At 59.7% G+C, this 25,458-nt stretch carries 18 protein-coding genes and 2 tRNA genes; 6 read left to right on the top strand and 14 right to left on the bottom strand.

The features are described from left to right. Positions 1–86: 86 nt before the first annotated feature. The 4 genes from QRN33_RS09780 to QRN33_RS09765 all read left to right on the top strand — a co-directional run bounded on the left by QRN33_RS09780 (position 87) and on the right by QRN33_RS09765 (position 3,201). Positions 87–173: transfer RNA gene (locus QRN33_RS09780), tRNA-Leu, on the top strand. A 180-nt stretch (positions 174–353) separates the two neighbouring features. Next, positions 354–440, top strand: a tRNA-Leu gene (locus tag QRN33_RS09775). Positions 441–625: 185 nt separating this feature from the next. Then, on the top strand, positions 626–1,636 hold the full coding sequence (locus tag QRN33_RS09770; RefSeq protein WP_016771941.1) for an extracellular solute-binding protein: 1,011 nt from the start codon (positions 626–628) through the stop codon (positions 1,634–1,636). Continuing rightward, positions 1,636–3,201: an ABC transporter permease gene (locus QRN33_RS09765; protein WP_285408283.1), complete on the top strand. Its 1,566-nt coding sequence runs from the start codon at positions 1,636–1,638 to the stop codon at positions 3,199–3,201. The genes QRN33_RS09770 and QRN33_RS09765 overlap by 1 nt, the downstream gene beginning before the upstream one ends. Positions 3,202–3,292: 91 nt before the next feature. Here the strand turns inward: QRN33_RS09765 and QRN33_RS09760 are convergent, their stop codons facing one another. The 3 genes from QRN33_RS09760 to QRN33_RS09750 form a co-directional block, all read right to left on the bottom strand. Then, positions 3,293–5,227 (bottom strand): methyl-accepting chemotaxis protein, encoded by a 1,935-nt coding sequence (locus tag QRN33_RS09760; RefSeq protein WP_083354083.1) that lies wholly within the window; start codon positions 5,225–5,227, stop codon positions 3,293–3,295. 139 nt (positions 5,228–5,366) lie between these two features. Beyond that, on the bottom strand, positions 5,367–6,656 hold the full coding sequence (locus QRN33_RS09755) for an adenylosuccinate synthase (protein WP_042607807.1): 1,290 nt from the start codon (positions 6,654–6,656) through the stop codon (positions 5,367–5,369). Positions 6,657–6,710: 54 nt separating this feature from the next. Continuing rightward, positions 6,711–7,898, bottom strand: coding sequence for an ATP phosphoribosyltransferase regulatory subunit (locus QRN33_RS09750; protein WP_042607806.1), 1,188 nt, complete (start codon positions 7,896–7,898; stop codon positions 6,711–6,713). A 49-nt stretch (positions 7,899–7,947) separates the two neighbouring features. On the opposite strand from QRN33_RS09750, the gene QRN33_RS09745 reads away from it, so the two are divergent. Continuing rightward, complete coding sequence (locus QRN33_RS09745; RefSeq protein ID WP_133247382.1) at positions 7,948–8,193, top strand: hypothetical protein; 246 nt, start codon at positions 7,948–7,950, stop codon at positions 8,191–8,193. Between the two features lie 17 nt (positions 8,194–8,210). On the opposite strand, the gene hflC is transcribed toward QRN33_RS09745, so the two are convergent. The 9 genes from hflC to QRN33_RS09700 form a co-directional block, all read right to left on the bottom strand. Further along, positions 8,211–9,080 carry a protease modulator HflC gene (hflC, locus tag QRN33_RS09740; RefSeq protein WP_016771945.1) on the bottom strand — a complete coding sequence of 290 codons (870 nt, stop codon included), beginning with the start codon at positions 9,078–9,080 and terminating at the stop codon, positions 8,211–8,213. Then, positions 9,080–10,246 carry an FtsH protease activity modulator HflK gene (gene hflK, locus QRN33_RS09735; RefSeq protein WP_024011368.1) on the bottom strand — a complete coding sequence of 389 codons (1,167 nt, stop codon included), beginning with the start codon at positions 10,244–10,246 and terminating at the stop codon, positions 9,080–9,082. Before hflK ends, hflC begins: the two co-directional genes overlap by 1 nt. A gap of 96 nt (positions 10,247–10,342) precedes the next feature. Further along, the gene (gene hflX / locus QRN33_RS09730; protein ID WP_042607805.1) at positions 10,343–11,644 is read right to left on the bottom strand and encodes a ribosome rescue GTPase HflX; all 1,302 of its coding nucleotides are present in this window, start codon (positions 11,642–11,644) and stop codon (positions 10,343–10,345) included. Positions 11,645–11,656: 12 nt separating this feature from the next. Then, positions 11,657–11,923 carry an RNA chaperone Hfq gene (hfq, locus tag QRN33_RS09725; RefSeq protein ID WP_016771947.1) on the bottom strand — a complete coding sequence of 89 codons (267 nt, stop codon included), beginning with the start codon at positions 11,921–11,923 and terminating at the stop codon, positions 11,657–11,659. Positions 11,924–12,018: 95 nt separating this feature from the next. Continuing rightward, a complete protein-coding gene (gene miaA / locus QRN33_RS09720) occupies positions 12,019–12,990 on the bottom strand; it encodes a tRNA (adenosine(37)-N6)-dimethylallyltransferase MiaA (protein ID WP_064363106.1) in 972 nt (323 codons plus the stop codon). Then, positions 12,990–14,897: a DNA mismatch repair endonuclease MutL gene (mutL, locus tag QRN33_RS09715; protein WP_042607803.1), complete on the bottom strand. Its 1,908-nt coding sequence runs from the start codon at positions 14,895–14,897 to the stop codon at positions 12,990–12,992. Before mutL ends, miaA begins: the two co-directional genes overlap by 1 nt. Then, complete coding sequence (locus tag QRN33_RS09710) at positions 14,894–16,273, bottom strand: N-acetylmuramoyl-L-alanine amidase (RefSeq protein ID WP_502944974.1); 1,380 nt, start codon at positions 16,271–16,273, stop codon at positions 14,894–14,896. The genes mutL and QRN33_RS09710 overlap by 4 nt, the downstream gene beginning before the upstream one ends. A gap of 51 nt (positions 16,274–16,324) precedes the next feature. Beyond that, positions 16,325–16,795 (bottom strand): tRNA (adenosine(37)-N6)-threonylcarbamoyltransferase complex ATPase subunit type 1 TsaE, encoded by a 471-nt coding sequence (tsaE, locus tag QRN33_RS09705; protein ID WP_042607801.1) that lies wholly within the window; start codon positions 16,793–16,795, stop codon positions 16,325–16,327. Beyond that, a complete protein-coding gene (locus QRN33_RS09700) occupies positions 16,783–18,282 on the bottom strand; it encodes an NAD(P)H-hydrate dehydratase (RefSeq protein ID WP_285408275.1) in 1,500 nt (499 codons plus the stop codon). Before QRN33_RS09700 ends, tsaE begins: the two co-directional genes overlap by 13 nt. Before the next feature lie 63 nt (positions 18,283–18,345). Between QRN33_RS09700 and queG the strand changes: the two genes are divergently transcribed. Then, positions 18,346–19,419, top strand: coding sequence for a tRNA epoxyqueuosine(34) reductase QueG (queG, locus tag QRN33_RS09695; RefSeq protein ID WP_285408273.1), 1,074 nt, complete (start codon positions 18,346–18,348; stop codon positions 19,417–19,419). A gap of 25 nt (positions 19,420–19,444) precedes the next feature. Here queG and QRN33_RS09690 read toward each other — a convergent pair whose 3' ends face one another. Next, a complete protein-coding gene (locus tag QRN33_RS09690) occupies positions 19,445–24,226 on the bottom strand; it encodes an RHS repeat domain-containing protein (protein WP_285408272.1) in 4,782 nt (1,593 codons plus the stop codon). Between the two features lie 84 nt (positions 24,227–24,310). Then, positions 24,311–25,297: a hypothetical protein gene (locus QRN33_RS09685; protein WP_285408271.1), complete on the bottom strand. Its 987-nt coding sequence runs from the start codon at positions 25,295–25,297 to the stop codon at positions 24,311–24,313. Between the last annotated feature and the right edge of the window lie 161 nt (positions 25,298–25,458).

The following is a 25,458-nucleotide window of genomic DNA, read 5'->3' as shown; positions in this document are numbered from 1 at the left end:
CAGTTTTTTCTGCAGCAGGGGTTTACAGTTAAAAAGACGCTCCGTATAGTGCGCGCCATCGACGACGCACAAGCGCTTTCGATGATGCCCAGGTGGTGAAATTGGTAGACACGCCAGCTTCAGGTGCTGGTGACCTTACGGTCGTGGAAGTTCGAGTCTTCTCCTGGGCACCAATTTCGAGTTTGAGACTAGATCAGTTTCAAGACTCACACAAAACCCGCGAAAGCGGGTTTTTTGCATTTGCGGGAAAGCTTTTGTTCACACTGATTTATTAAAACCAAATCAGGGGTTTACAGATCAAAAAGGCCTCCGTATAGTGCGCCACATCAACAGCGGCAACGCTTGCGATGATTGCCCAGATGGTGAAATTGGTAGACACGCCAGCTTCAGGTGCTGGTGACCTTACGGTCGTGGAAGTTCGAGTCTTCTTCTGGGCACCAATTCAAATCCAAGGTTCAGGCCTTGGATTTCCCAAAAACCCGCGAAAGCGGGTTTTTGCGTTTCTGGCTCCCTGAATTTCCGCAGGTCTACCCGATCCCCTTGTCCCGCACAAGGCGCACTTGAGAAACAATATCGTTTATCATTGTTGCAAGTTTTTGCAATGCGACAGTGAGGAACCCTGCGAATGACGTTTCGAAATACCCTGCGCCGAGGCCTGACCTTCACCCTCCTCGGCCTGGCGCTCGCCACTCCCCTCACCCAGGCTGCCGATGCGGTTTCCCTGACCCTCTACAACGGCCAGCACAAGGAAGTCGGCGATGCGATTGCCAAGGCTTTCGAGGCCAAGACTGGCATTCACGTCAACGTGCGCAAAGGCAGCAGCAATCAGCTCGCCAGCCAGATCATCGAAGAAGGCGATCGCTCCCCCGCCGACGTAATCTACACCGAAGAGTCGCCGCCGCTGAACAACCTCGGCGAACAGGGCCTGCTGGCCAAGGCCGATGACGCCACACTGGCGGTTCTGCCGGAAAAATATGTCGCCGCCAATGGCACCTGGATCGGTGTTACCGCCCGGGTGCGCGTGGTAGCGTTCAACCCGAAACTGATCGATGAAAAAGACCTGCCGAAATCGGTCATGGAGTTCTCCGAGCCACAATGGCAGGGCAAAGTCGGTTTCGTTCCGACCAGCGGCGCCTTCCAGGAGCAGGCCGTTGCGATCATCAAACTGCACGGTCGCGACGCTGCCGAAGAATGGCTGACCGGTCTGCGCGCGTTCGGCAAGACCTACAGCAACAACATGGTCGCGCTCAAAGCCGTGGAGAACGGCGAAGTCGCCACGGTGCTGGTGAACAATTATTACTGGTTCGCCCTGCAGCGCGAGAAAGGCAAGCTCGACTCCAAACTGCATTATTTCACCGGCGGCGACGCTGGCGGCTTGATCACCGTGTCCAGCGCTGCGGTTCTCAAATCCAGCAAACATCCAAAAGAAGCCCAGCAATTCCTCGCGTTCATGGCCAGCGAAGAAGGCCAGCGCGTGATCACCCAAACCACCGCCGAATACCCGCTGCACAAAGGCATGGAATCGGATCGCGGCCTCAAGCCATTCAGCGAACTGGAAGCGCCGAACGTCACTCCGGCGGATCTGGGCAATGCTGAAGAAGCCCTGGAGCTGGAACGCGAAGTTGGCCTGAACTGATGGCAGCATCGTTATCGGCCCCCGCCGCGCGCGGGGGTTATGTGCCAAGACGCAAACGGCCGTCGATCTGGCTGGTGCTGCCGGTTCTGCTACTGGTGGTATTAAGCCTGTTGCCCCTGGCCTACGTCGGAGTGAAAGCCTGGCAGGCCGGCTGGGCCGAGGCGTTGCACTTGTTGTGGCGCCCGTATGTGTTTGGCCTGTTGCGCAATACTTTGGCACTGATGATCGGCGTGACGATCACCTGCGGCGTGATCGGCCTGTCGCTGGCATGGCTGCTGGAACGCAGCAATCTGCCAGGTCGACGCCTGTGGGGCGTGATCCTGTGCCTGCCGTTTGCAGTGCCGGCATTCGTCAGCAGCTTCACCTGGGTGTCGCTGAGTGCGCAGTTCGAAGGCATCGGCGGCGCGATTCTGGTGATGAGCCTGTCGAAGTACCCGCTGATCTTTCTGCCAGTCGCGGCGACCCTGCGCAATCTCGATCCCTCTCTCGAAGAGTCCGCTCGCACGCTGGGGCAGAATCGCTGGGGCGTGTTTTTCCGCGTCACCCTGCCGCTGCTGTGGCCATCGCTGCTGGCCGGCTCGTTGCTGATTGCCCTGCACATGCTGGTGGAGTTCGGCGCGCTGTCGATCATCGGCCTGCAGACGTTTACCACGGCGATCTACCAGCAATTCGAACTGGAATTCAGCAACGCCAATGCCGCAATGCTTTCTGCGGTGTTGCTGGCGCTGTGTCTGCTCTTGTTGTGGCTGGAGTTGCGCGTGCGCGGCAAGGGCCGGCATGTGCGCACCGGCCAGGGCGCAGCCCGACAGGCCGAACAAGTAAAGCTTGGGCCGTGGGCTGCGCTCGGTCAGGTGTATTGCCTGTTGCTGGCGATCATCGGCAGCGGAATTCCGTTGGGAATGTTGGCGTACTGGCTGGCGGTCGGTTCGTCAGCAGCGTTCCCGGTAGCAGCGATCAGCGAGGCGTTATTGTCGTCGCTGGCATTGTCACTGGGCGGCGCGGCGTTGTGCCTGCTGCTGGCGGTTCCGGTCGGACTGCTGGTGGTGCGCTATAAAGGCCAATTGGCAATCTGGGCCGAACGCTTGCCTTATCTGCTGCACGCGCTGCCGGGACTGGTGATTGCGTTGACGCTGGTGTATTTCGCCCTGCATTACGTGCCGGCGCTGTATCAGACGTCGGGCTTGTTGCTGATCGCCTATGCGCTGCTGTTCCTGCCACTGGCGCAAGCGCCGATCCGTACCGCGCTGAACAAGGCTGCACCGCAGCTGGAAGAAGCAGCGCGTACGCTGGGCGCGTCGTCGTTCACGGCGTTTTGCCGGGTGACCCTGCCGATCATTTTCCCGGCACTGGGCGCGGCGTTTGCGCTGGTGTTTCTCGATGCGATGAAGGAATTGACGGCGACGTTGCTGCTCAGTCCGACTGGACTGAATACGCTGGCAACAGAGGTCTGGGCGCACACGGCGAATGTCGAGTTTGCGGCAGCGGCGCCGTATGCGGCGTTGTTGATTCTGGTTTCCGGACTGCCGGTATATCTGCTAACGACGCGGATGTATTTGAGCCGCTGAAACAGCCATCGCGAGCAGGCTCACTCCTACAGGGGAACGTATTCCAAATGTAGGAGTGAGCCTGCTCGCGATGCGGCCAGCCCAGCCAACATCAAGCGCGGAACTGCCCCAGGCTGGCTTTCAGCTGCGCCGCCAGACCATCCAGCACCTTGCCACTGGCCGTGGTTTCCACCACTGCCTGCGCCGCTTTTTCGGCCTGTGCATGGATCGTCTCGACACGCCCCCGCACTGCCTGCGCGCCCTGCGCCTGATGCGCTGCTGCTTGCGTCGCCAGACCGATCGCCGCATGCACCTGCTCAACCGAAGCCTGCACCGACTGCTGCAACCGCGCACTGTCGCGCAATACCAGCAAACCTTCGCTGGCCTGCCGTCCGGCCTGGCCAATCGCTTCGACCGCTTCACGCGCGCCCTGCTGCAGAGCGACGATGTGCGCCTGAATATCGCCGGTGGAGCTTTGCGTCTTGCTCGCCAGGGCACGCACTTCATCCGCCACCACGGCAAACCCACGCCCGGTTTCACCGGCCCGCGCCGCCTCGATCGCAGCGTTCAACGCCAGCAGGTTGGTTTGTTCGGCGATCCCGTGAATCACCGTCAGCACCACTTCGATCTGTTCGCTCTGCTGCGCCAGCCGCTCGATGACTTTCGCTCCGGTATCGACCTGCCCTGCCAGTGCCTCAATCAGGCTGCCGACTTTGGCGGAAGTACGAGTGTTCTCATCAGTGGCCTGGCGAATGTCGACAACCTGCTTTAACGCCGCCTGCATCGCCTGACTTTCCGACTGCGCCTCGTCGGCCATTTGCGACAGAGCGCGCAGGCTTTCTGCGACCTCATCGCGCTGCATCCCGGCAGCCGCATCGGCGCCGGCATTGCGCAAGGTCATCGCACCTATTTCCACGCCGGTGCGCTGAGCGACGTCGCCCGCCTCGCGTACGATCGGCTGCAACTTGTCGACGAAGCGATTGACCGCCGATGCCATGTCGCCAATCTCATCCTTGCTATTGATCTGCACACGCTTGGTGAGATCGCCCTCGCCTGCCGCCAGATCATCCATCGCCGCGTTGAGCATTTTCAGGCGATTGACCACCCGATGACCCAGCACCACCGCCAGCAACAGCAGCACGCCGCAACCGACCAGTGCCAGTCCGAGGCCGATGCGCCAGCGTAATGTCGCAGCCGCCTCTTGAACGGTTTGTGCGGTGTTGGCTTTCATTTCGCCAGCGGTGGCCTGTGCCGATTGCAGGCGCGCCTGCATGGCCTTGGCACTGTCCGCAGCCGCGCCTTTGAGGCTGTCACCGACCAGTTGATCGCTGCTGGCAATCAGCGCCAGAAAGCGCTTGTCGAGCTCTGCCAGATCGGTTTCCACCGAGGCCGTGGACACGCCCATCAGCACCTTGCCGATTTCCACGCCGTTGGGATTGATCGAGGCTTCGAGGTAGTAAACCGAAGGATCGTTTTTCGCCGCATCCAGCACTTTATCCAGCGCACGCTCGCCCTGGCCTTTCTCCAGCAAGGCCTTGTTGATCGGGTTTTCGCGATTGAGATAACGAGTCAGATGTTGGCCGGTGGCGTCGTCGTACACCACGAACAGCACGTTGGGGTTGCGCTGGGCACGGCGGGCGAACTCCGACAGCGTCGGTACGTCGCTGTCCCACATGGCACGCGGCGCTACGGATGCAAGCAACTGCGCCATGTCGTTGGCCGAATCCTTGAGATCCTTTTCGAGGGTCGCCCGTAGTTGCGCCTGCTCTTCTTTGAGGCGGGCAGACAAACCGGCGGTCAGGCGCTGACGAGTGCTGGCCGATAACGCATCAAGACTCGAGGTCACTTCACGCCCGGCCTGCTCCAGCTCACCGGAGAGCTTCTGACTGTCGGCACCCAGGCGCACGGCCAGATCGGCTTCCAGCGCCGTGACCGTGCTCCGCGTCAGGGCGACTGCGACCAGCACCTGCACCAAAAGGGCGATACCAAGGGTAACGAACACCGGCCGCAACAAACGGCTTTGTAACAGTGAGAGAACGGCTGACACTTTAAATCCCTCTACTTCTGACGCCATTAATTTGATGGCACTCTTGTAGACAGATTCACAGCAAAGGTCATGCCGTCCAACAGGCATAAACGACAAAGGCCCCGATTAAGGGGCCTTTGTTTTTCGCATCAACGACTTATCAGGCAAACGGATGACGCAGGACGATGGTTTCGTTGCGGTCCGGACCCGTCGAAATAATGTCGATCGGCGCGCCGATCAACTCTTCAACGCGTTTGATGTAGGCACGAGCATTGGCCGGCAGCTCTTCCAGGGTCTTGGCACCCACGGTCGATTCGCTCCAGCCCGGCACTTCTTCGTACACAGGCTGCAGGCCTACGTAGCTGTCCGCATCGGTCGGGGCAACGGCATTGCCTTCGGCATCCTTGTAGCCGACGCAAATGTTGATGGTTTCCAGACCGTCGAGCACATCCAGCTTGGTCAGGCAGATACCCGAGATACTGTTCACATCGATAGCGCGACGCAGGATAACGGCGTCGAACCAGCCGCAACGACGAGCACGGCCGGTGGTAGCGCCGAACTCGTGACCTTGCTTGGCCAGGTGCGCGCCGACGTCATCGAACAGCTCGGTCGGGAACGGGCCGGAACCGACGCGAGTGGTGTAAGCCTTGGTGATGCCCAGGATGTAGTCGAGGAACATCGGACCAACGCCCGAACCGGTCGCTACGCCACCAGCGGTGGTGTTGGAACTGGTCACGTACGGGTAGGTGCCGTGGTCGATGTCGAGCAACGAACCTTGCGCGCCTTCGAACATGATGTCCTTGCCGGCACGACGCAGGTCGTGCAGCTCGGCGGTCACGTCGAGCATCAGCGGCTTGAGCAGCTCAGCGTATTCCTTGCACTCGGCCAGGGTCTTTTCGAACTCGATGGCTGGCTCTTTGTAGTAACCGACCAGCATGAAGTTGTGGTAGTCCACCAGTTCACGCAGCTTGTCTTCGAAACGTGGCATGTTCAGCAGGTCGCCGACACGCAGGCCACGACGGGCAACTTTATCTTCGTAAGCCGGGCCGATGCCGCGACCGGTAGTACCGATCTTCAGCTCGCCACGGGCCTTTTCACGGGCCTGGTCCAGCGCGACGTGGAAGGACAGGATCAGCGGGCAGGACGGGCTGATACGCAGGCGCTCGCGCACCGGTACGCCTTTCTCTTCCAGCTTGGTGATCTCGCGCAGCAGGGCGTCAGGTGCAACCACCACGCCGTTGCCGATCAGGCATTGCACGCCTTCGCGCAGCACGCCCGACGGAATCAGGTGCAAAACGGTTTTCTCGCCGTCGATCACCAGCGTGTGACCCGCGTTGTGGCCACCTTGGTAGCGCACTACGGCGGCAGCATGTTCGGTCAGCAGATCAACGATCTTGCCTTTGCCCTCATCACCCCACTGGGTGCCCAGGACTACGACATTCTTACCCATAACACTTGTCCTCATTCGCGCAAACTTGGTGCCGGCGATGGCCGGCAGGAAAACTCAAGAAGCCAGTGGCGATACTTGCCAAAGCCCGTTCTGCTGAATCAATTGCCGGTCGCAGTCCGCATCACGGGCGGCGGCCAAAGGTTGTCCAGGCAACGCCTGAACGACACGCTGACCCTCACTGCGCAACTGGCAAACCTGCTGCCAGAGTGCCGCATCCGTACTGTCAGGCATCCAGATACCGCCAGACGGTAGCTCGATCTCAGCACGCCCCAGGGTCACCAGGGTTTTCAAATCGGTAGAGAAGCCAGTCGCCGGACGCGCGCGACCGAAGTCGGCGCCGATGTCATCGTAACGACCGCCCTGAGCGATGGACTGACCAACGCCCGGCACGAACACCGCGAACACCACACCGGTGTGGTAGTGATAGCCGCGCAATTCGCCGAGGTCGAAATACAACGGCAACTGCGGGAAGCGCACGGAAAGCCGCTCGGCAATCGCCAGCAGATCTTCCAGCGCTGCCAGAACCGGCGCCGGCGCATTGGCCAGACGCTCGCGCGCAGCATTCAACACTTCACGGCCGCCACACAGATCAACCAAGGCGCGCAGCATGCCCGACAGATCGGCCGGCAGACCTTCGGTCAGGGTAATCACTTCATCGATGGCCTTGCGCTGCAGGGCATCGAACAACTGCTGCTCGACTTCACCGGATAGACCGGCGGCGCGCGCCAGACCACGGTAGATGCCGACATGCCCGAGGTCCATGTGCACATCCGGCACATCGGCCAGTTGCAGCATGGCCAGCATCAGGCTGATGACTTCGACGTCGCTGCTCGGGCTGGCATCGCCGTACAACTCGGCGCCCAGCTGGATCGGGCTGCGCGAGGACGACAATGCACGGGGCTGGGCGTGCAGGACGCTGCCGGCGTAGCACAGACGGCTCGGACCCTCGCGACGCAGGGTGTGCGCATCGATACGCGCGACCTGTGGCGTGATGTCGGCGCGGAAACCCATCTGCCGGCCCGATTGTGGGTCGATGACCTTGAAGGTACGCAGATCCAGGTCCTGGCCCGCGCCGGTCAGGAGGGATTCCAGGTACTCGATATGGGGAGTCACGACAAACTCGTAACCCCAGCTCTGGAACAGATCCAACACCTGACGACGCGCGACTTCAATGCGCGCCGCCTCCGGTGGCAGTACTTCTTCGATGCCATCTGGCAGCAGCCAGCGGTCTACCGTTGCCATTACGCCATTCCCCTTTGATCCGGGCGGCCAGCACGAGGGCGAGCCTTGAGTGAAGCAGAAAATGACCGGGGCGTTCAAAACGCACGCGCATGAACGACGCAGCGAAAGGCCTGTTACCGGCTTCGCCCATCACTTTCCTCGAAAAACGCTCGGGCCGTTCAACCCGACGCCTGCAACAAAAACAGCAATCAAACATGCAGACGCAAAAAAGCCGGGAATTTCCCGGCTGCCGCATCATACACACGTTTTCCGAAAGGATCACCCCGCCCGAGGTTTTAGCCGCCGGGCGGAATGATTCAGGTCAACGTCGTGTCAAGGCTTGGCTTTTTCCAGGTAACGGAAGAAGTCGCTGCTTGGGTCGAGGACCAGGACGTCGGATTTGTTCGCGAAGCTTTCACGGTAGGCACGCAGGCTGCGGTAGAAACCGTAGAACTCCTGATCCTGACCGTAGGCCTTGGAGTAGATCGCTGCAGCCTGGGCATCACCGTCACCGCGAACCTCTTCGGATTCACGATAGGCTTCGGCCAGCAACACGCGGCGCTGACGATCGGCATCGGCACGGATGCCTTCGGCCAGCTCGTTACCCTTGGCGCGGTGCTCGCGAGCTTCACGCTCACGCTCGGTGCTCATGCGCTCGAACACGCTGCGGTTCACTTCTTTCGGCAGATCGATGGCCTTGACCCGCACATCGACCACTTCGATACCCAGCTCTTTTTCCGCCATCTTGTTCAGCGATGCAGTGATGTCAGCCATCAGCGCATCACGCTCACCCGACACCACTTCGTGCAGGGTGCGCTTGCCGAACTGGTCACGCAGACCGGATTCCAGACGACGGGACAGACGCTCGTCGGCGATCTGCTTCAGACCCGAAGTCGCGGTGTAGAAGCGCTCGGCATCTTTCACCCGCCACTTGGCGTAGGCATCGACCATCACGGCTTTCTTTTCCAGGGTCAGAAAGCGCTGCGTCGGTGCATCCAGCGTCAGCAGGCGCGCGTCGAATTTGCGCACCTGGTTGACGTAAGGCACCTTCACATGCAGACCCGGCTGGACATCGGCCTGAACCACACGACCGAATTGCAGCAGCACCGCGCGCTCGGTCTGAGCGACGATGTAGAAGCAATTCCAGCCCACCAGTACCACGACGACGCCAACGATCAGGGCGATCAGCGATTTATTGCTCATCAGCGGGTCTCCCTTGTACGCGTCTGCGGCACGTCAGTGACATGCGGCGTGACGTCCGTGTTGTTGCTGGCGGCCGAACCGGTCACCGGTGCATTACCCGAACTGTTCTGGATCATCTTGTCCAACGGCAGGTAGAGCAGATTGCTCTGGCCGTTCTTGTTGCCGGTCACGAGGACCTTGCTGGTATTGCTGAAGACTTCCTGCATGGTGTCCAGGTACAGACGCTCGCGGGTGACTTCAGGAGCCTTGCGATACTCGGCGACCAGCTTGGTGAAGCGATCGGCCTCACCCTTGGCGCGCGAGATGGTCTCGTCGCGGTAACCGTTGGCATCCTCGATGATGCGCTGGGCCTGACCACGGGCTTCCGGCACCACGCCGTTGGCGTAGGTTTCGGCCTGGTTACGCGAACGCTGCTCGTCTTCACGGGCGCGGATCACGTCATCGAAGGCTTCCTGCACTTCACGCGGTGCCGCTGCGCTCTGTACGTTGACCTGGGTGACAGTGATACCGGTGCGATAGGTATCGAGGAAACGTTGCAGACGCTCCTTGATTTCGCTCGCCATCAATTCACGGCCTTCGGTCAGGACCTGGTCCATGGCGGTGGAACCGACCACGTGACGCAGTGCACTTTCGGTCGCGTGCTGCAGGCTGATTTCCGGCTGATCGACGTTCAGCACGAAGTCCTGCAGGTTGCTGATCTTGTACTGCACGGTCAGCGGCACTTCGACGATGTTCTCGTCTTCGGTCAGCATCTGGCCCTGCTTGGTGTACGCACGCTCACGCGTCACGTTCTCCATGTACTTCTTGTCGATCGGCGGGAAGTAGATGTTCAGGCCCGGGCCGACAGTCTCGTAGTACTTGCCGAAGCGCAGCACCACGGCCTGCTCCTGCTCGTCCACCACGTAAACCGCGCTGTACAGCCAGACGGCCGCCAGCACGACCAGGCCGATGCCGAGCAGACCGCCGAAGCCGCCACTGCTCCTGCCGGAACCGCCGCCGTCATCACCGCGTTTCTTACCACCACCGAACAACCCGTTCAGGCTTTCCTGCAGCTTTCGGAAGGCCTCGTCGAGATCCGGTGGTCCCTTGCGGTCGCCGTTATTGCGGCGCTTGCCACCCCAGGGATCCTGATTATTCGAGTTGCCACCCGGCTCATTCCAAGCCATAGCGCTCTCCATCTGATAAAGCAAAGACGCACCCACGGCGCGCCGACCAATGCTACAGAATGCCTGCCGTCGCGGCACAACCGCTTTTTCAGGCTTTTATTGCAAAGTGTGTTGCTCGATGAATTCCATCGGCTGCAATCCTTCGCGGCTTACCAATCGATTCAGCTCGATCCGGGGCAAACGAACGGCCAGCAGGCTGACACCTTCTTCATCGTATTCTTCTTTCTGCACCGCTCCGAGTTCGAAGAACTGCGCACGCAGTCGAGCGAATCGTTGCGGCAGGCGCAAGGTCCCCACGAACAGGTCACTGCCGAGCAACTCGGCGATCGCTTGTTCGAGCAACTCCAGACCACTGCCATCACGCGCCGACAGCCAGACCCGTTGCGGCTTGCCATCGGCATCGCGCTGGATCTGCGGCTCGACGCCTTCAAGCAAATCGAGTTTGTTATAGACCTCCAGGATCGGCAAGTCCTGAGCGCCAATCTCGCCCAGCACCACCATCACCTGCTCGATCTGCAACATGCGATCCGGTTCGGCCGCATCGATCACGTGCAACAACAGGTCGGAATTGCTCGACTCTTCGAGCGTAGACCGAAATGCCTCGACCAGCTTGTGCGGCAGGTGACGAATGAAACCCACGGTGTCGGCCAGGACAATCGGACCGAGGTCGTCAAGCTCCAGGCGGCGCAGGGTCGGGTCGAGTGTGGCGAACAGTTGATCGGCCGCGTACACGTCGGACTTCGTCACGTTGTTGAAGAGTGTCGATTTGCCGGCGTTGGTGTAGCCCACCAGCGACACGGTAGGAATGTCTGCACGGGATCGGCCACGGCGCGACTGCTCGCGCTGACTGCGCACCTTCTCCAGCCGCCCCTTGATCTGGCGCAGACGGACCCGCAACAGACGGCGGTCGGTTTCCAGCTGGGTTTCACCCGGGCCGCGCATACCGATGCCGCCACCCTGACGTTCAAGGTGAGTCCAGCCGCGAACCAGTCGCGTGCTCATGTGGTCAAGCTGGGCCAGTTCGACCTGCAGCTTGCCCTCATGGGTACGTGCGCGTTGAGCGAAAATATCGAGAATCAGCCCGGTGCGGTCGATCACGCGACACTCGAAAACACGTTCGAGGTTGCGTTCCTGACTGGGCGTGAGGATGTGATTGAAAATCACCAGATCGGCTTCTTCAGCCTTGACCAGGTCGCGCAGTTCCTCGACCTTGCCGCTGCCGATCAGATATTTGGCGGTTGGCCGATGACGCGGCACGTTAAAAAACGCAACGGTCTCGGCGCCAGCCGAATTTGCCAACTCCTGAAACTCCTGCGGATCTTCGCGCGCCTCAGGGTCCTGTCCATCCAAGTGAACGAGGATGACTCGCTCACCACCACCGTGGCGCTCAAAGAACAAAGGAGACTCCTATCAGGCGTTACCCGGCGCTGCATCGGCATCGCCCTGTTCGTTTTCGGTTGCGCTAGGCAGACGAATTGGACGAACCGGCACGACGGTCGAGATAGCGTGTTTGTAGACCATCTGGCTGACGGTGTTTTTCAGCAGGATCACGAACTGGTCGAACGACTCGATCGTTCCTTGCAGCTTGATACCGTTGACCAGGTAGATGGAAACCCCGACTTTCTCTTTACGTAAAGTGTTCAGGTAAGGGTCTTGTAGCGAATGCCCTTTTGACATGTGCCGCACTCCTTTAAGGATTCAATAATAAAAACAGGTAAATTCAGATGGCTTCGGCCGTCACACCCCCAAGGATAGACGGCAATTGCAAGGACTCAGCTCAATATGGAGATGGTCCCGAGGTATTTCAAGGCGCGTGGCAGATTGTCGCAATCAAGACTGTCCAGCCAGTGTAAATCGTCCCAGCTGCGCAGCCAGGTAAACTGGCGCTTGGCCAATTGGCGCGTGGCGATGATGCCGCGCTCCTGCATCTGGGCCAATGTCAGCTTGCCGTCCAGATAATCCCAGACTTGGCGGTAGCCTACCGCACGTATAGACGGCAACCCGGCATGCAGGTCACTTCTTTTACGCAGGGCTACGACCTCGTCGATGAATCCCTGTTCCAACATATTTGTGAATCTTTGTTCAATTCGCTGGTGCAGAACCTGACGATTCGCCGGAGCAATGGCCAGGTTCGCGACAGTATAGGGCAATTGTTGGCGTCCCGAAGCGGCTGCTTCAGTACTTTGCGCAGATTGTTGCTCACGCAGGGTGGTCATGCTCTGCCCGCTGACTCGATAGACTTCAAGCGCCCGACTCAAGCGCTGCGGATCATTTGGATGAATCCGCGCCGCCGACACCGGATCGATTTGCGCCAACTGATCGTGCAGCGCTTGCCAGCCCAGACGTGCAGCTTCTTCCTCGATCTGCGCGCGCACCTCGGGATCGGCCGCCGGCATGTCGGCCAGACCTTCGACCAGAGCCTTGTAATAGAGCATGGTGCCGCCGACCAGTAGCGGGATCTTTCCCCGCGCGGTGATCTCGGCCATGGCTTGCAGGGCGTCGCGGCGGAAATCGGCAGCGGAATACGCCTCAGCGGGGTCGAGGATATCGATCAGCCGGTGCGGGTATTGGGCCAGCAGCTCTTTCGAAGGCTTGGCGGTGCCGATGTCCATGCCGCGGTAGACCAGCGCCGAATCGACGCTGATCAATTCGCACGGCAGCACCTTGGTCAGCTCGATGGCCAGATCGGTCTTGCCCGCAGCGGTCGGGCCCATCAGAAATATCGCTGGAGGGAGCTGGCTCATCAACGACCGCGCAGGAACAGTTTGTCCAGATCGTCCAGGCCCAGTTGGGTCCAGGTCGGTCGGCCATGGTTGCATTGGCCACTGCGCTCGGTGTTTTCCATGTCGCGCAGCAGGCCGTTCATTTCCGGCAGGGCCAGACGCCGGTTGGCGCGGATCGCGCCGTGGCAGGCCATGGTGCCGAGCAGTTCGTTGAGGTGCGCCTGAATGCGGTCGCTGGTGCCATATTCCATCAGGTCCGACAGAACATCGCCGACCAGCCGATTGGCTTCCGCCTGTTTGAGCAACGCAGGAATCTGCCGGATCGCCAGGGTTTCCGGGCCAAGCCGCTGCAACTCAAAACCAAGTCGCTGAAACCACGCCGCATGTTCTTCAGCGCAATCGGCCTCGCGCTGACTGACCGCCAACGACTCCGGCACCAGCAACGGCTGACCACTCAGGCCTTCGCTGGCCATGGCGATTTTCAAGCGTTCGTACATGATCCGCTCGTGGGCGGCGTGCATGTCCACCAGCACCAGGCCATGGGCGTTCTCAGACAGGATATAGATGCCCTTGAGCTGCGCCAGTGCATAGCCGAGCGGCGGAATATCTTCCTGACCAGCCGGAAGCGCGTTGGCATTGGCTTCTGGCAGCGGCGCGAAAAACTCTTTGTAAGCGGCTTGCGCCTCGGCGGCAGGCACTGTCGATTGCGGCCGCGGCGTGTATTGGTACTGATAGGCACCGCCAGCGCTGGCACCGGATGACGTGTTGAACGCAGGTTGCGCCTGCGGCTGCTCGAGCAGCGCATTGGCGGCCAGACGCATCTCGCCCTGCGGGCCGAATTCGCCCGCCTCGATTCCGCTGGGTCGAACGATCGCCGTGGTGACCGAACCGGCCAGTTGATCCTCCGGTCGCACGTCGCCCAGCGCACGGTGCAGCGTGCCGTACAGGAAGTCATGAACCATGCGCCCGTCACGGAAGCGTACTTCGTGCTTGGTCGGGTGGACGTTGACGTCTACTGCTGCCGGATCGACCTCGAAAAACAACGCGAAGGTCGGATGCCGGCCGTTGAACAGCACGTCGCGATAAGCCTGGCGCACCGCATGGGCCACCAGTTTGTCGCGCACCGCCCGACCGTTGACGAAGAAATACTGCAAGTCCGCCTGACTGCGGTTGAAAGTCGGCAAACCGACCCAGCCCCACAGGTGCAGACCATTGCGCTCGATCTCGATGGGCAGCGCCTGTTCGAGGAAACCGGAACCGCAGATCGCCGCCACGCGCCGCGCACGGGCCGCATCGTCATGGGCCTCGTGCAGGCTGAGGATGGTCTTGCCGTTGTGGCGCAGATGAAATGCCACGTCGAAACGCGCCAGCGCCAGACGCTTGATCACCTCCTGCAGGTGATCGAATTCGGTTTTTTCGGTCTTGAGGAATTTGCGCCGGGCCGGGGTGTTGAAGAACAGGTCGCGAACTTCCACCGAGGTGCCGACCGGATGCGCCGCCGGCTGCACGCGCGGTGCCATGTCGCGGCCTTCGGTCTCGACCTGCCAGGCCTGATCGGCATCGCGGGTGCGCGAGGTCAGGGTCAAGCGCGCCACAGAGCTGATCGACGCCAACGCCTCGCCACGAAACCCCAGGCTCATCACCTGTTCAAGGTCTTCGAGGTTGCGGATCTTGCTGGTGGCGTGACGGGCCAGAGCCAGCGGCAGGTCATCGGCAGAAATGCCGCTGCCGTCATCGCGCACCCGCAGCAACTTGACGCCGCCCTGCTCGACATCGACGTCGATACGCTTGGCGCCGGAGTCGAGGCTGTTTTCCAGCAGCTCCTTGATAACAGAGGCCGGACGTTCAACCACTTCACCGGCGGCGATCTGGTTCGCCAGCCGCGGGCTGAGCAGCTCGATGCGCGCAGTGTTCAATACCTGGTTCATTCTTTGGACGCCAGTTCGGTGCCGGGAATGGTCAGGTGCTGACCGACTTTCAGCTCATCACTTTTCAGGTTGTTGGCGGCGCGCAGAGTGGCCGGGGAGACTTGATAGCGCACGCCGATCATCGCCAGGGTTTCCCCAGGGCCGACGCGGTGGTCGCGCGGGCCCTGGGCAATCTTGCCGGAATCACGCAGCCAGGCGATGTAGGTGCCCGGTGGCGGATTCTGCTGGAAGAACTGGCGCACGCCGCTGCTGATCGATCGGGCCAGCGCCTGCTGGTGGCTGGATGCAGACAGTTTGTTCGCTTCGTTGGCGTTGGAGATAAAGCCGGTTTCGACCAGGATCGACGGGATATCCGGCGACTTCAACACCATGAAGCCGGCCTGTTCCACGCGCTGTTTGTGCAGTGGCGTGACCCGACCGATGTTGGTCAGAACCTTCTGGCCGACGTTGAGACTGGAGGTCAGCGACGCAGTCATCGACAGGTCGAGCAGGACGCCGGCGAGCATGCGGTCCTTGTCGTCGAGGCTGACGTTGCCGGCGCCGCCGATCAGGTCGGATCGGTTTTCACTGTCGGCCAGCCAGCGGGCGGTCTCCGACGTGGCGCCGCGATCAGACAGGGCAAACACCGAAGCACCGAAGGCTGCAGCCGACGGCGCAGCGTCAGCGTGAATGGATACGAACAGGTCAGCGCCCTTCTTGCGGGCGATTTCGGTACGGCCACGCAGCGGGATGAAGTAGTCGCCGGTACGGGTCAGTTCGGCGCGGAAGCCTTTCATGCCGTTGACCTGACGCTGCAGTTCGCGGGCGATCTGCAGTACCACGTCTTTCTCACGCTGACCGCGCGAACCGGACGCACCCGGGTCTTCGCCACCGTGGCCGGCGTCGATCACGACAATAATGTCGCGCTTGCCGGCGGGGGCTGGCGGCAACTTGATTGCAGGTTCGGTTGGAGTTACCGGCACCGCTGGCACGGTGGCGACCTGCGGCGTTGGCGCAGGCGGCGGTGCGGCGTCGGCCGGGTTGTCGAACAGGTCGACCACAAGACGGTTGCCGTACTGCGCATTCGGCGCCAGCGAGAAGCTTTTCGGGGTGACGGCTTTTTTCAGGTCGATGACCACGCGCAGGTCGGTCGGCGTACGCTGAGCCGAGCGCATCGCGGTGATAGGCGTGTTCGCGGTCTGTACATTCAGCGGCGCACCGAGGGTGGCGCCGTTGATGTCGATCACCAGCCGGTCCGGTGAGGTCAGGGTGAAGACGCTGTGCTGCACCGGGCCGCTCAGGTCGAAGACCAGTCGCGTGTTGTCCGGCGCCCGCCACAGGCGCACGCTGTTGACCTTTGAATCGGCCACAGCGTTGACGGTTACTGCCATCAACATCAGTCCAGCGGCAGCCACCAACGCGCGAAAGCGCATACCAAACCCCATCATTTAATTGGATTCCAATGCCAAAGCGGCACACCAGGCCTCGCCACGCGAGCCCTCGGCTAAAATTTTCAGCGAACGCCCGCTGTCTTGCGGGCCAATGGTAATGGTCAGGTCAGGCTTTGGCAAAAAGCCTGCACCTTTATCGGGCCATTCGATCAGGCACATCGCGTCGTCTTCGAAGTAGTCGCGGATGCCGAGAAACTCCAGCTCCTCCGGATCGACCAGGCGATACAGGTCGAAGTGGAAGGCGCGGATGTCACCGATCTCGTAGGGTTCGACCAAGGTGAAGGTCGGACTTTTCACCGCGCCGACATGACCCAGCCCGCGAATGATGCCCCGCGACAGGGTGGTTTTGCCCATGCCCAGATTGCCTTCGAGAAAAATCAGGCCATGGCCCTGGGTCACGCGGGCGATCCGTGCGCCAAAGTCGCTCATGGCCTGTTCATCGGCCAGGTACAGGGTTACTTCAGACACGGTGCATGCTCCTCCAACAACTGACGAATGGCTGGAATCAGATCACTGGCCGCCAGCCCACGGCCGAATTTGCCTTGTTGCAGGCCGGCATTGGCGTGCAGCCAGACGGCCAGGCTTGCAGCGTCGAAAGCGTCCATGCCTTGCGCCAGCAATGCGCCGGTCAGACCGGCCAGCACATCACCGAGCCCGCCCGTGGCCATTGCCGGATGGCCTTGATGACACAGGGCCAGACGCCCATCGGGATGCGCGATCAAACTACCGGCGCCTTTCAGAACCACTACCGCTGAATACCTTTTGCTCAACGCCAATGCAGCGGCCGGACGATCGGCCTGTACTTCGCCAGTACTGATGCCGAGCAGCCGCGCCGCCTCGCCCGGATGCGGGGTGATCACGCAATCCCTGGGCAACTGGACAAAACCGCCGGCCAACAGGTTCAACGCGTCGGCGTCCCAAACCTGCGGTACCGACGCATTGGCGGCTGCCGACAACAAGGCGCGGCCCCAGCTTGCCTGGCCAAGGCCCGGTCCGACGACCAATACCGAAACCTTTTCCAGCAGGCCCATCAGTTGATTGGCAGACGAGGTGCCGAGGGCCATGGCTTCCGGCACGCGAGTGAGCGCTGCCGGCACATGCTCGGGACGGGTCGCCAGCGACACCATGCCCGCGCCGCTGCGCAACGCCGTTTCAGTGCTGAGCAGAATCGCCCCGCCGAAACCATGATCGCCGCCGATCAACAGCACATGGCCAGAGCGGCCCTTGTGCGAAGTCGGCGCGCGCGGCGCAATTGCCGGAAGATTAGCGGCGCTGAGGCGTCGAGCGCAGACAGGAATGTCATTGAAAATGTCATCGGTGGCTTGCAGATCGTTGAAGACCAGTTCACCGATATGATCCGCTGCGTCGCCGGTCAACAGCCCGACCTTCATGCCGATGAATGTCACCGTCAGATCGGCACGCACCGCGACGCCCAGTTCCCGACCGGTGTCGGCGCACAGCCCGGAGGGAATATCGACGGCCACCACCGGTAAACCGCTGGCATTGATGGCGGCGATGGCAGCGGCGTACGGCTCACGCACTTCGCCACTGAGACCCGTGCCGAGCAGGGCATCGAGAACGGCACCGCGCAGCTCGTTCTCTGCCTGCCAGCTCTGCACCGCAACGCCAGCAGCTATGGATTCGGCACGGGCCAGTGCGGCATCACCCTGCAAACGCTGCGGATCGCCGACTGCCAGTACGCGCACGGTCCAACCTGCCCGCAGCGCCAGTGCGGCCACCAGATAACCGTCACCGGCATTGTTGCCGTGCCCGGCGAGCACCGTCAGTTCATTCACTGCTGGCCATTTGCGCAGCAGTGCGCGCCAGGTGGCGCGGGCGGCGCGCTGCATCAATTCGAAGCCCGGCGTCCCGGCGGCGATCAGCCGTGCGTCGAGTTCGCGCACCTGCACGGCGCGGTACAGCGCGTCGGGTAAATCATCTTTCGTCTGCGGCATGCGTCTTCGGGCTCCGATGTCTGGCAGAATTATACGCACCTCAGCTCCGGTTTCTCTCGCCTCATGTCCGCCATCACCACAGACCTGCCCGCCCTCGCCCAATCGATCAAGGATTGGGGCCGCGAGCTGGGCTTTCAGCAAGTCGGCATCAGCGGTCTGGATCTGGCCGAGCATGAGCAGCACCTCGCGCGCTGGCTCGAGGCCGGCTACCACGGCGAAATGGACTACATGGGCGCCCACGGCAGCAAACGCTCGCACCCCGAAGAGCTGGTACCGGGCACGCTGCGCGTGGTCTCGCTGCGCATGGACTACCTGCCCGGCGATACCGAAATGGCCAAACGCCTGGCTGAACCGGAAAAAGCCTACGTGTCGCGTTATGCCTTGGGCCGCGATTACCACAAATTGATCCGTAAACGTGTGCAGCAATTGGCCGACAGGATTCAGGCGCAGATCGGCCCGTTCGGTTTTCGCGCCTTTGTCGACAGCGCGCCGGTGCTGGAAAAAGCCATCGCCGAGCAAGCCGGGCTGGGCTGGATCGGCAAAAACACCCTTGTACTGAATCGCAAGGCAGGCAGTTATTTCTTCCTCAGCGAGCTGTTTGTCGACCTGCCGTTGCCGGTGGATGAACCGCATAGCAGCGAACATTGCGGCCGTTGCACTGCGTGTCTGGACATCTGCCCGACCAACGCCTTCGTCGGCCCGTACGTGCTGGATGCGCGGCGCTGCATTTCCTACCTGACCATCGAACTGAAAAGCGCCATCCCTGCAGACCTGCGTCCGTTGATCGGCAATCGCGTATTTGGCTGTGATGACTGTCAGATCGTCTGCCCATGGAACCGCTTCGCCAAGCCCTCCGGGGAAGGCGATTTCAAGCCAAGGCACAACCTCGACAACGCCGAGCTGGCCGAGCTGTTTTTATGGGATGAAGAGACGTTCCTGAGCAGCACCGAAGGCTCGCCGTTGCGGCGGGCGGGGTATGAGCGCTGGTTGAGGAATCTGGCGGTAGGACTGGGCAATGCGCCTTCAACGATTCCGGTGCTGGAAGCGTTGAAGGCGCGACGGGATCATCCGTCAGAGTTGGTCAGGGAACATGTGGAGTGGGCACTGGAACGGCACTCCAGACCTTCAAACCCATGAAGGGCAAGCCAAGTACTCAGGTTGCTCACATGCGAGCTGTATCCATATTTCCCGCCGCTCTTATTCTTGCGGAAGTTTGCCCGGGAGACCAATGGCCGCCCGACTGAAGGACTTTGCAAACTCTCGTTGCACTATCCTCCAGAAGATAAATACGATCCCCGCCTCCAGTGATCTTCGTCATATAAACATGCGTCAACTTTCTGGTTTGGCTGTATTTGGCTAGTTCCGAGTACGCCAGACCCGCCTCCCCAGCTGCCTGGCGGGCAGACTTATTGCTTTCAATGAGTTTGTAGAAATCCTCCGCCTTTTTCTGATAATTCACGGAACCGGTGGCGCTCAACACGTCATCCGTCCCGGTGGCCCTGACCAATTGCCAAGGTTCATCCGCCACAGGCTCCACAGGAGCATTGACTTTTTTGGCCGCAGCCCTGGCGCCTTTCCCGGTCTTCTTTAAATATTTCCCCGCTTTTCCTGCGCCCCTGCCACTAAGCCCTTGGCTAAACGCTGAAGCCATCTTCCTGCCCGCATTCACAGCAGCTTTTGCACCCGCCGCCAAACCTGCACCGAGCGAAGCCAGCCCGAGACCGAAACTGATCCAGCCCAGTATCTCGCCTGCTTGAGAATCCGGTGCCAGCTCATTGACCACTTCACTGGCAATACCCGCCAGGCCTGAAGTCACGGCCAGCCCCAGCGCCGCCACTGCCCATGGCGTCGCGGCGCCCATCGTCAACACGCTGGCAACGATCCCGAGAATACTGAGTCCGATGCCCAATATCGATTGCCAGGAGATATGCCCGGTAGGGTCGACACGATTGACAGGGTCGCCCAGGCAATAACTGTAGGCATTCAATCCGCCCGCGCCGAACGGACTCATGCTGTCGGGGGCGAGGAATCGCATCAATGTCGGACTATAGGCCCTGTAACCGTTACCCAGCAGATACAGCCCGGTCACCGGATCCAGCTGCTCGCCGTTGAACCCCGCCAAGCTGAACAAACCACCCTCGGCAGGACGATGGCCGTAAGGGCTGTAGGCGCAATCGGTGAGCTGTTCCTTGCCCAGCGTTGCCAGCACGCTTTGCTGCTGATCGGTCCCAAATAGCTGCGCGCCAGCGTGCAAACCAAATTGCTGTTGGCCCACCAGCGCGCCACCGTGACGCACAACACTGGATGAGCTTTCACCACTCACCTCATTGGCGACCCGGCCTGCGTGGTAGTAACGCTGCACAGTTGTCTTTTCGGGTTGCGACAGTTCAACCAGATCGTCGAAACCGTCGTAATGGTAGCCACGAATGACTGATCCCCCTGCGCCGGACAATTGCTCAAGACGTCCGAAGGCGTCATAGGCCAGAGTCCGCGCCTGGTCGTCCTTGATCATCCTGCCGTTGGCGTCGTATTCCAGCGTCACTGCCGGTGGATAGTCGACATGGGAATGTTTGACTGCGCTGAGCTGGGCGGGATCGGGATTGTCATAACTGAACGTGGTCAGATTCACGCCCAGCGGGAACTTAGTCTGCACGGTGAGGATGTTATCCAGCGCATCGAAGGTGAACGTTTGCTGGACAATTTCCTTGCCATACGGATCGCGGGGCTTTTGGGTGCCGGCACAGTCGTACTGGATCAGACGCCCGCGCACATCGTAGGTGAATTGCTCGTCACGCAATAGTTGCGTGCCGCGCCTGGAGACTTTCTGCGCCAGTTTGCCAGCCAGCGTGTAGGTCGACTCCAGGGTCTGGTCGGGTTGGCCCTGAATCTCGAATGTACGGCGGGTTTCGCGACCGACATCGTCATAGGCAAACCGGGTGATCATCTGACGCTTGATCGAGGTTTCTTCGGTTTTAGTCCAGTCCAGCATCCCCGTCTGTATGTTGTAGTGGAACTCGGTTTTCAGCGTGCCCTGCGAGGTGGATAGCAGGCGACCATGCTGATCGTATTCGGATGTGCTTTCGGCTCCGAGTACATCGACATGGGTGATCGGCCGCCCCTGCAGGGACCAGGTACGGGATGTTGCTTTCGTGACGGCACCAAGGGTCGTAGTTTCGGTTTTCACGCGCCCGGAAGGGTAATAGGTGAAACGGCGTTCCCTGCCGTTTTCGGTACAGGTCAAGGGATTGCCGCTGACGGGGTCATAAGTCATGGTCGTGACCAGCCCCCCCGCCTTGCGCTCAGTCAGCAAACCGCCCAGATCGCGCAAGTAAGTGAATTCGGTTTTCTGGCCATCAGCACTCTTGAACCACTGTGGCTGAGTGAAGCCCGCTTCATAGCCAGCCTCGGACTTTCGTCCGCCCACGGTACTTTGTATCAAACGACCCAGACCATCGTAGGCCTGCTGTCCCAACGCTTTGTCACCGACCTTGATGCCGATCGGCAGCCCTTCATCGCTATGTTCGGCGTAGTCGGTCACTACCTCACTGGCGTCAGGCAGGACGGTGCGAATTATCCGGTCAAAAACGTCGTATTCATATCGAGTGGTATTGCCGACGGGATCTGTCTCGCTGGTTGTGCGCCCGAATCCGTCATAGGTGTAAACGGTCTTGCCGAGACTCTTGTTCTTCAGATTGAAGCTCTCGACACTGAGCGGTTTACCGAAGTCGCTAATGACGGTGAGTGTCTTGCCCATCCCCTGGAGCCGGGTGGTTTGCTGGCGAAGGACCGGATCCATCTCGCTGTGTTCGATACGCCCATCGGCATGCAGCGTCTTGCAGACCTGGCCCCAGGAATCGAATTCGTAGCGGGTGCTGACCGGATACGGCTTGCCATCACGCCAATCCGTCAGCGTCGCTTTCACCCTGTGACCGACCGAATCATGCAGGGCAGAATAAAGCGTGCGCGTCTGGATGAGACCGTCCTTGTCGGGATGATCGCAGTCCTTTTCCTGAACGGTGACTACCCGCTCCAGGCCGTCATAGGTCACTCTTTGCTCGCCGCCAACGGGATCGGTAGTCACCACGGTAGCCGGCTGCTGTTTGCTGGCGGCCAGATAGGCCCACCGGGTAGAAGCAGCATAGGGGGTGCCGGAAGCAACCGTTTTGCACACTGCGCGGCCGATCGCATCGTATTCATGCTCGATGCGCTCGCCCTCGACAGCGATTTCAGAGACCTGTAATCCGGTCAGCGTCGACAGCACTTTCTCACTGGTCTGTAGCGCGCCGTCAAATCCGCGTGTGCTGGACTTGACCCGCAACCTGTCACCCTCAAGCTCATAGGAAAATTCGGTAGAGGTTTTTTTATCATTCAGAATGATGCTTTGCTCTTTCGTGGCCCCGTGCTTGAGCGGGTCCTTGGGCGTGTCCAGATAACTGCGCTCGGTAGTCGAACGCAAGACCTCAACACCTTCCACAACTTCGTAAAAACGCTCCGTGATCGGTAATACGGATGGCAGTTCCGCACCTTCCAACGCCGGGTGCAGGGCATAGTCGTAGTACGTGACCGTCGCAGCACCGCCCGACGCGGCAGCGGTGACCGTCCTCTTCCTTGGAAATCTGGAAAACCCCAGCGGATCCTCGGGGCAATTGTCGCCTCCGCTTGCCGGATGAAACTCCGTCGAAGTCGTCACCCCGCTCGGCTCGACGTGCCTGATCAGGTTGCCTTCGCCATCGAACTCGGTGACGGTCGTTTCCTCGCGCTTCTGCTGAGTGCGCCGATCGAGGTAAGTCACCGTCTGAACCTTGGGCAGGCGGAATTGCGCCAACTGCTCATTGAAAGGTTTGGCGACAGAACCGTGATACTCCGTGGCGGTGGCGATCTGGGCGTCGCCGCAGGTTGTAACCTCAGCCACCAACAGATGGAACTTGTTGTAGCTGCGTTTAATGCGGGTATGGACTTTGCCGCTCACCAGCAACTGCTCGTCCGAGGTGTAGACATAGTGACCGGGCGCCAGATAGAGCGGATCCAGATCATTGTCCGTGGCCGGGAGAAGGCCTTGTCCGAGAAAATTATGGTCGGAGTATGTGTATGCCCTGCAAAGCCGGGGCTGGCCACGTCCTGGATAAGCATCGTGAGCTATGACAAACGGGAGTGTCTTTTCCCCGTCATTGACGAAATGGTGACCCTGGCGCTTGTAGCGAATGATTTCTACGCCACGCAACGGGTTGACGACGCGCCACAAGTAGCTGGCCCCATCGATGATTTCATATTCCAGCTCCCAGCCGTTACCGACCGGAAGCTCGATGGCCGTTACCCGACTGTTTTTCAAGATCAACTTGTAGGTTGAACTGGACGAAGTGTCAGGATGCCGGGTCAACTTCACTTGACCTTCAGTGCGGGTAATTTTCAGCAGGCATCGTTTGGCATCACGGATTTCGGCCAGTCTGGGAAACTGATTGAATAATTCATGCTTGAGCGAAATGCTCACACCGTTCGCCGCGATTATTTTTTCCGCTACGGCGACCTGAGTGCCAGCCAGGACCTTGAGCAGTTCACGCCGACCATCCTTGTATCGAACTTCATAGCGCCCTGCTCCGGTCACCAATACCTTCGCCGTTTGCAGCTTCATTTCCCTGAACTTCAGACCGGTGGATGTTTCCGCAGCCTTGTAGCGCTCACCGTTGGACAGCGTCATGACTTTGCTGAGCATGTCGTAATTGGTCATCGTCAAAGACCAACCGATGCCGAAACCGGAGTCCGCCTGGTTGAGCGGATTGAAGCTCAGTGAAAGTGAAAATTCAGGACCATTAAGATCCGACGAGTGCAACTTTCCCAAGGAAAAAGAGCTCGTGTACATGCCGGTGCGCGGGTCAACGCCTCCTGATACAAACTCACCAAAGTTGAAAGCGTTTGAATGAACAGCGGAAGATGAATTACTTGCCATTGAAAAACGTCCCTTTATTTCAAGATTGTGCTACTGGCAGATCAAAAAACGGCCAGCGAGAACCCGCTGACCATGCAGATGAAATCAGGCAAATTGTTTTGTTGAACGCTTCGATTCACCCAGAATGAAAGTTCGCTGCTCTATATCACCTTTGATACCAAGCCAGTGCTCCGTACCGAACTCATCAATAACGGCAACTTCGAAGGTTTCGCCGGTTGCCGGCTTCTCCTCTGTCTGCAGAGTCGTGCGCTGCACAAGAGTCAACACGCCCTGCACATCGTTAATCGGAAAGGTAATGTAACCGAGAGGAGTATTGACCGAGGCCGATCGTCCGTATATCGGCGCCAGATAACCATAGAAAGTTCTGCCGCCGCCACTGTAGTGGTTTATCATGCCTGACGAGTACACCATCACTGCATCTTCAGCATCATACGGGTTAAGCTCTATATCGTTGCTATACCAGTCGAGCAGCTGAATCTGACGACCGTCAGCGTGAAGTCCGAGATGAAAATACTGAACGCGTTCCTCGTAGACTCTTTCGCTGAACGTGCCGTACTTGTGAAGAGAAAAACTACTCTGGTTATATTTTTTCGGCGGGATCGCCTCCAGCGTGACACTGCTGTCAAAACCAATTCCGTTACTTCGCAATACCACGTTATCCATAACGATTTCAGCGGCTACTTCCATGACACCAGGCCGGGTGGCCGAAACCCAATACTGAAAAATCTGCACCGGATCAGAGTCGTCGCTTATCCGGTTATGCGTGGCACGTGGGATTTCGGTAATCCGCGGTGCCCCACCTGACATTTCGTGGGCATAACGGTTTTCCTGCAACGAAACGCTCCAGGCCCCTTCCAGCGGCCGAGCACCGTTATAGTCAATAAGTCGCAGGGACTGTAAGGCGGGGTGCCCATGCAGTGATGCACCATCGCCGTTGTTATCGATCCCGTGCAGAAGCACCAGCACGCGCACCTGCATACGTCCGTTGGCATATAGCACTTTATGCTGGCCAGACCTGGTGGCGTCGAGTTTTACCTCGATACGAGAAATACCAATATGATCATTAAACATTTAACAATACCTGGCTGACTGAAGATTTCGCCCTTTAAGGACTCAGCAAAGTATTGAGGCTAGATTTAAATAATAACAGCTGCGACATTAGACAAATTATGAGGAAGTAATATTTCAACATCACCTCCAACAACTTACATAAATACTAATACCTTGAAGAA

Source organism: Pseudomonas sp. FR229a (assembly GCF_030209115.1).
GTDB classification, from domain to species: Bacteria; Pseudomonadota; Gammaproteobacteria; order Pseudomonadales; family Pseudomonadaceae; genus Aquipseudomonas; species Aquipseudomonas moraviensis_A.
Note: the sequence above shows the minus strand (reverse complement) of the source record. Positions and strands in the feature narration are given on the sequence as shown.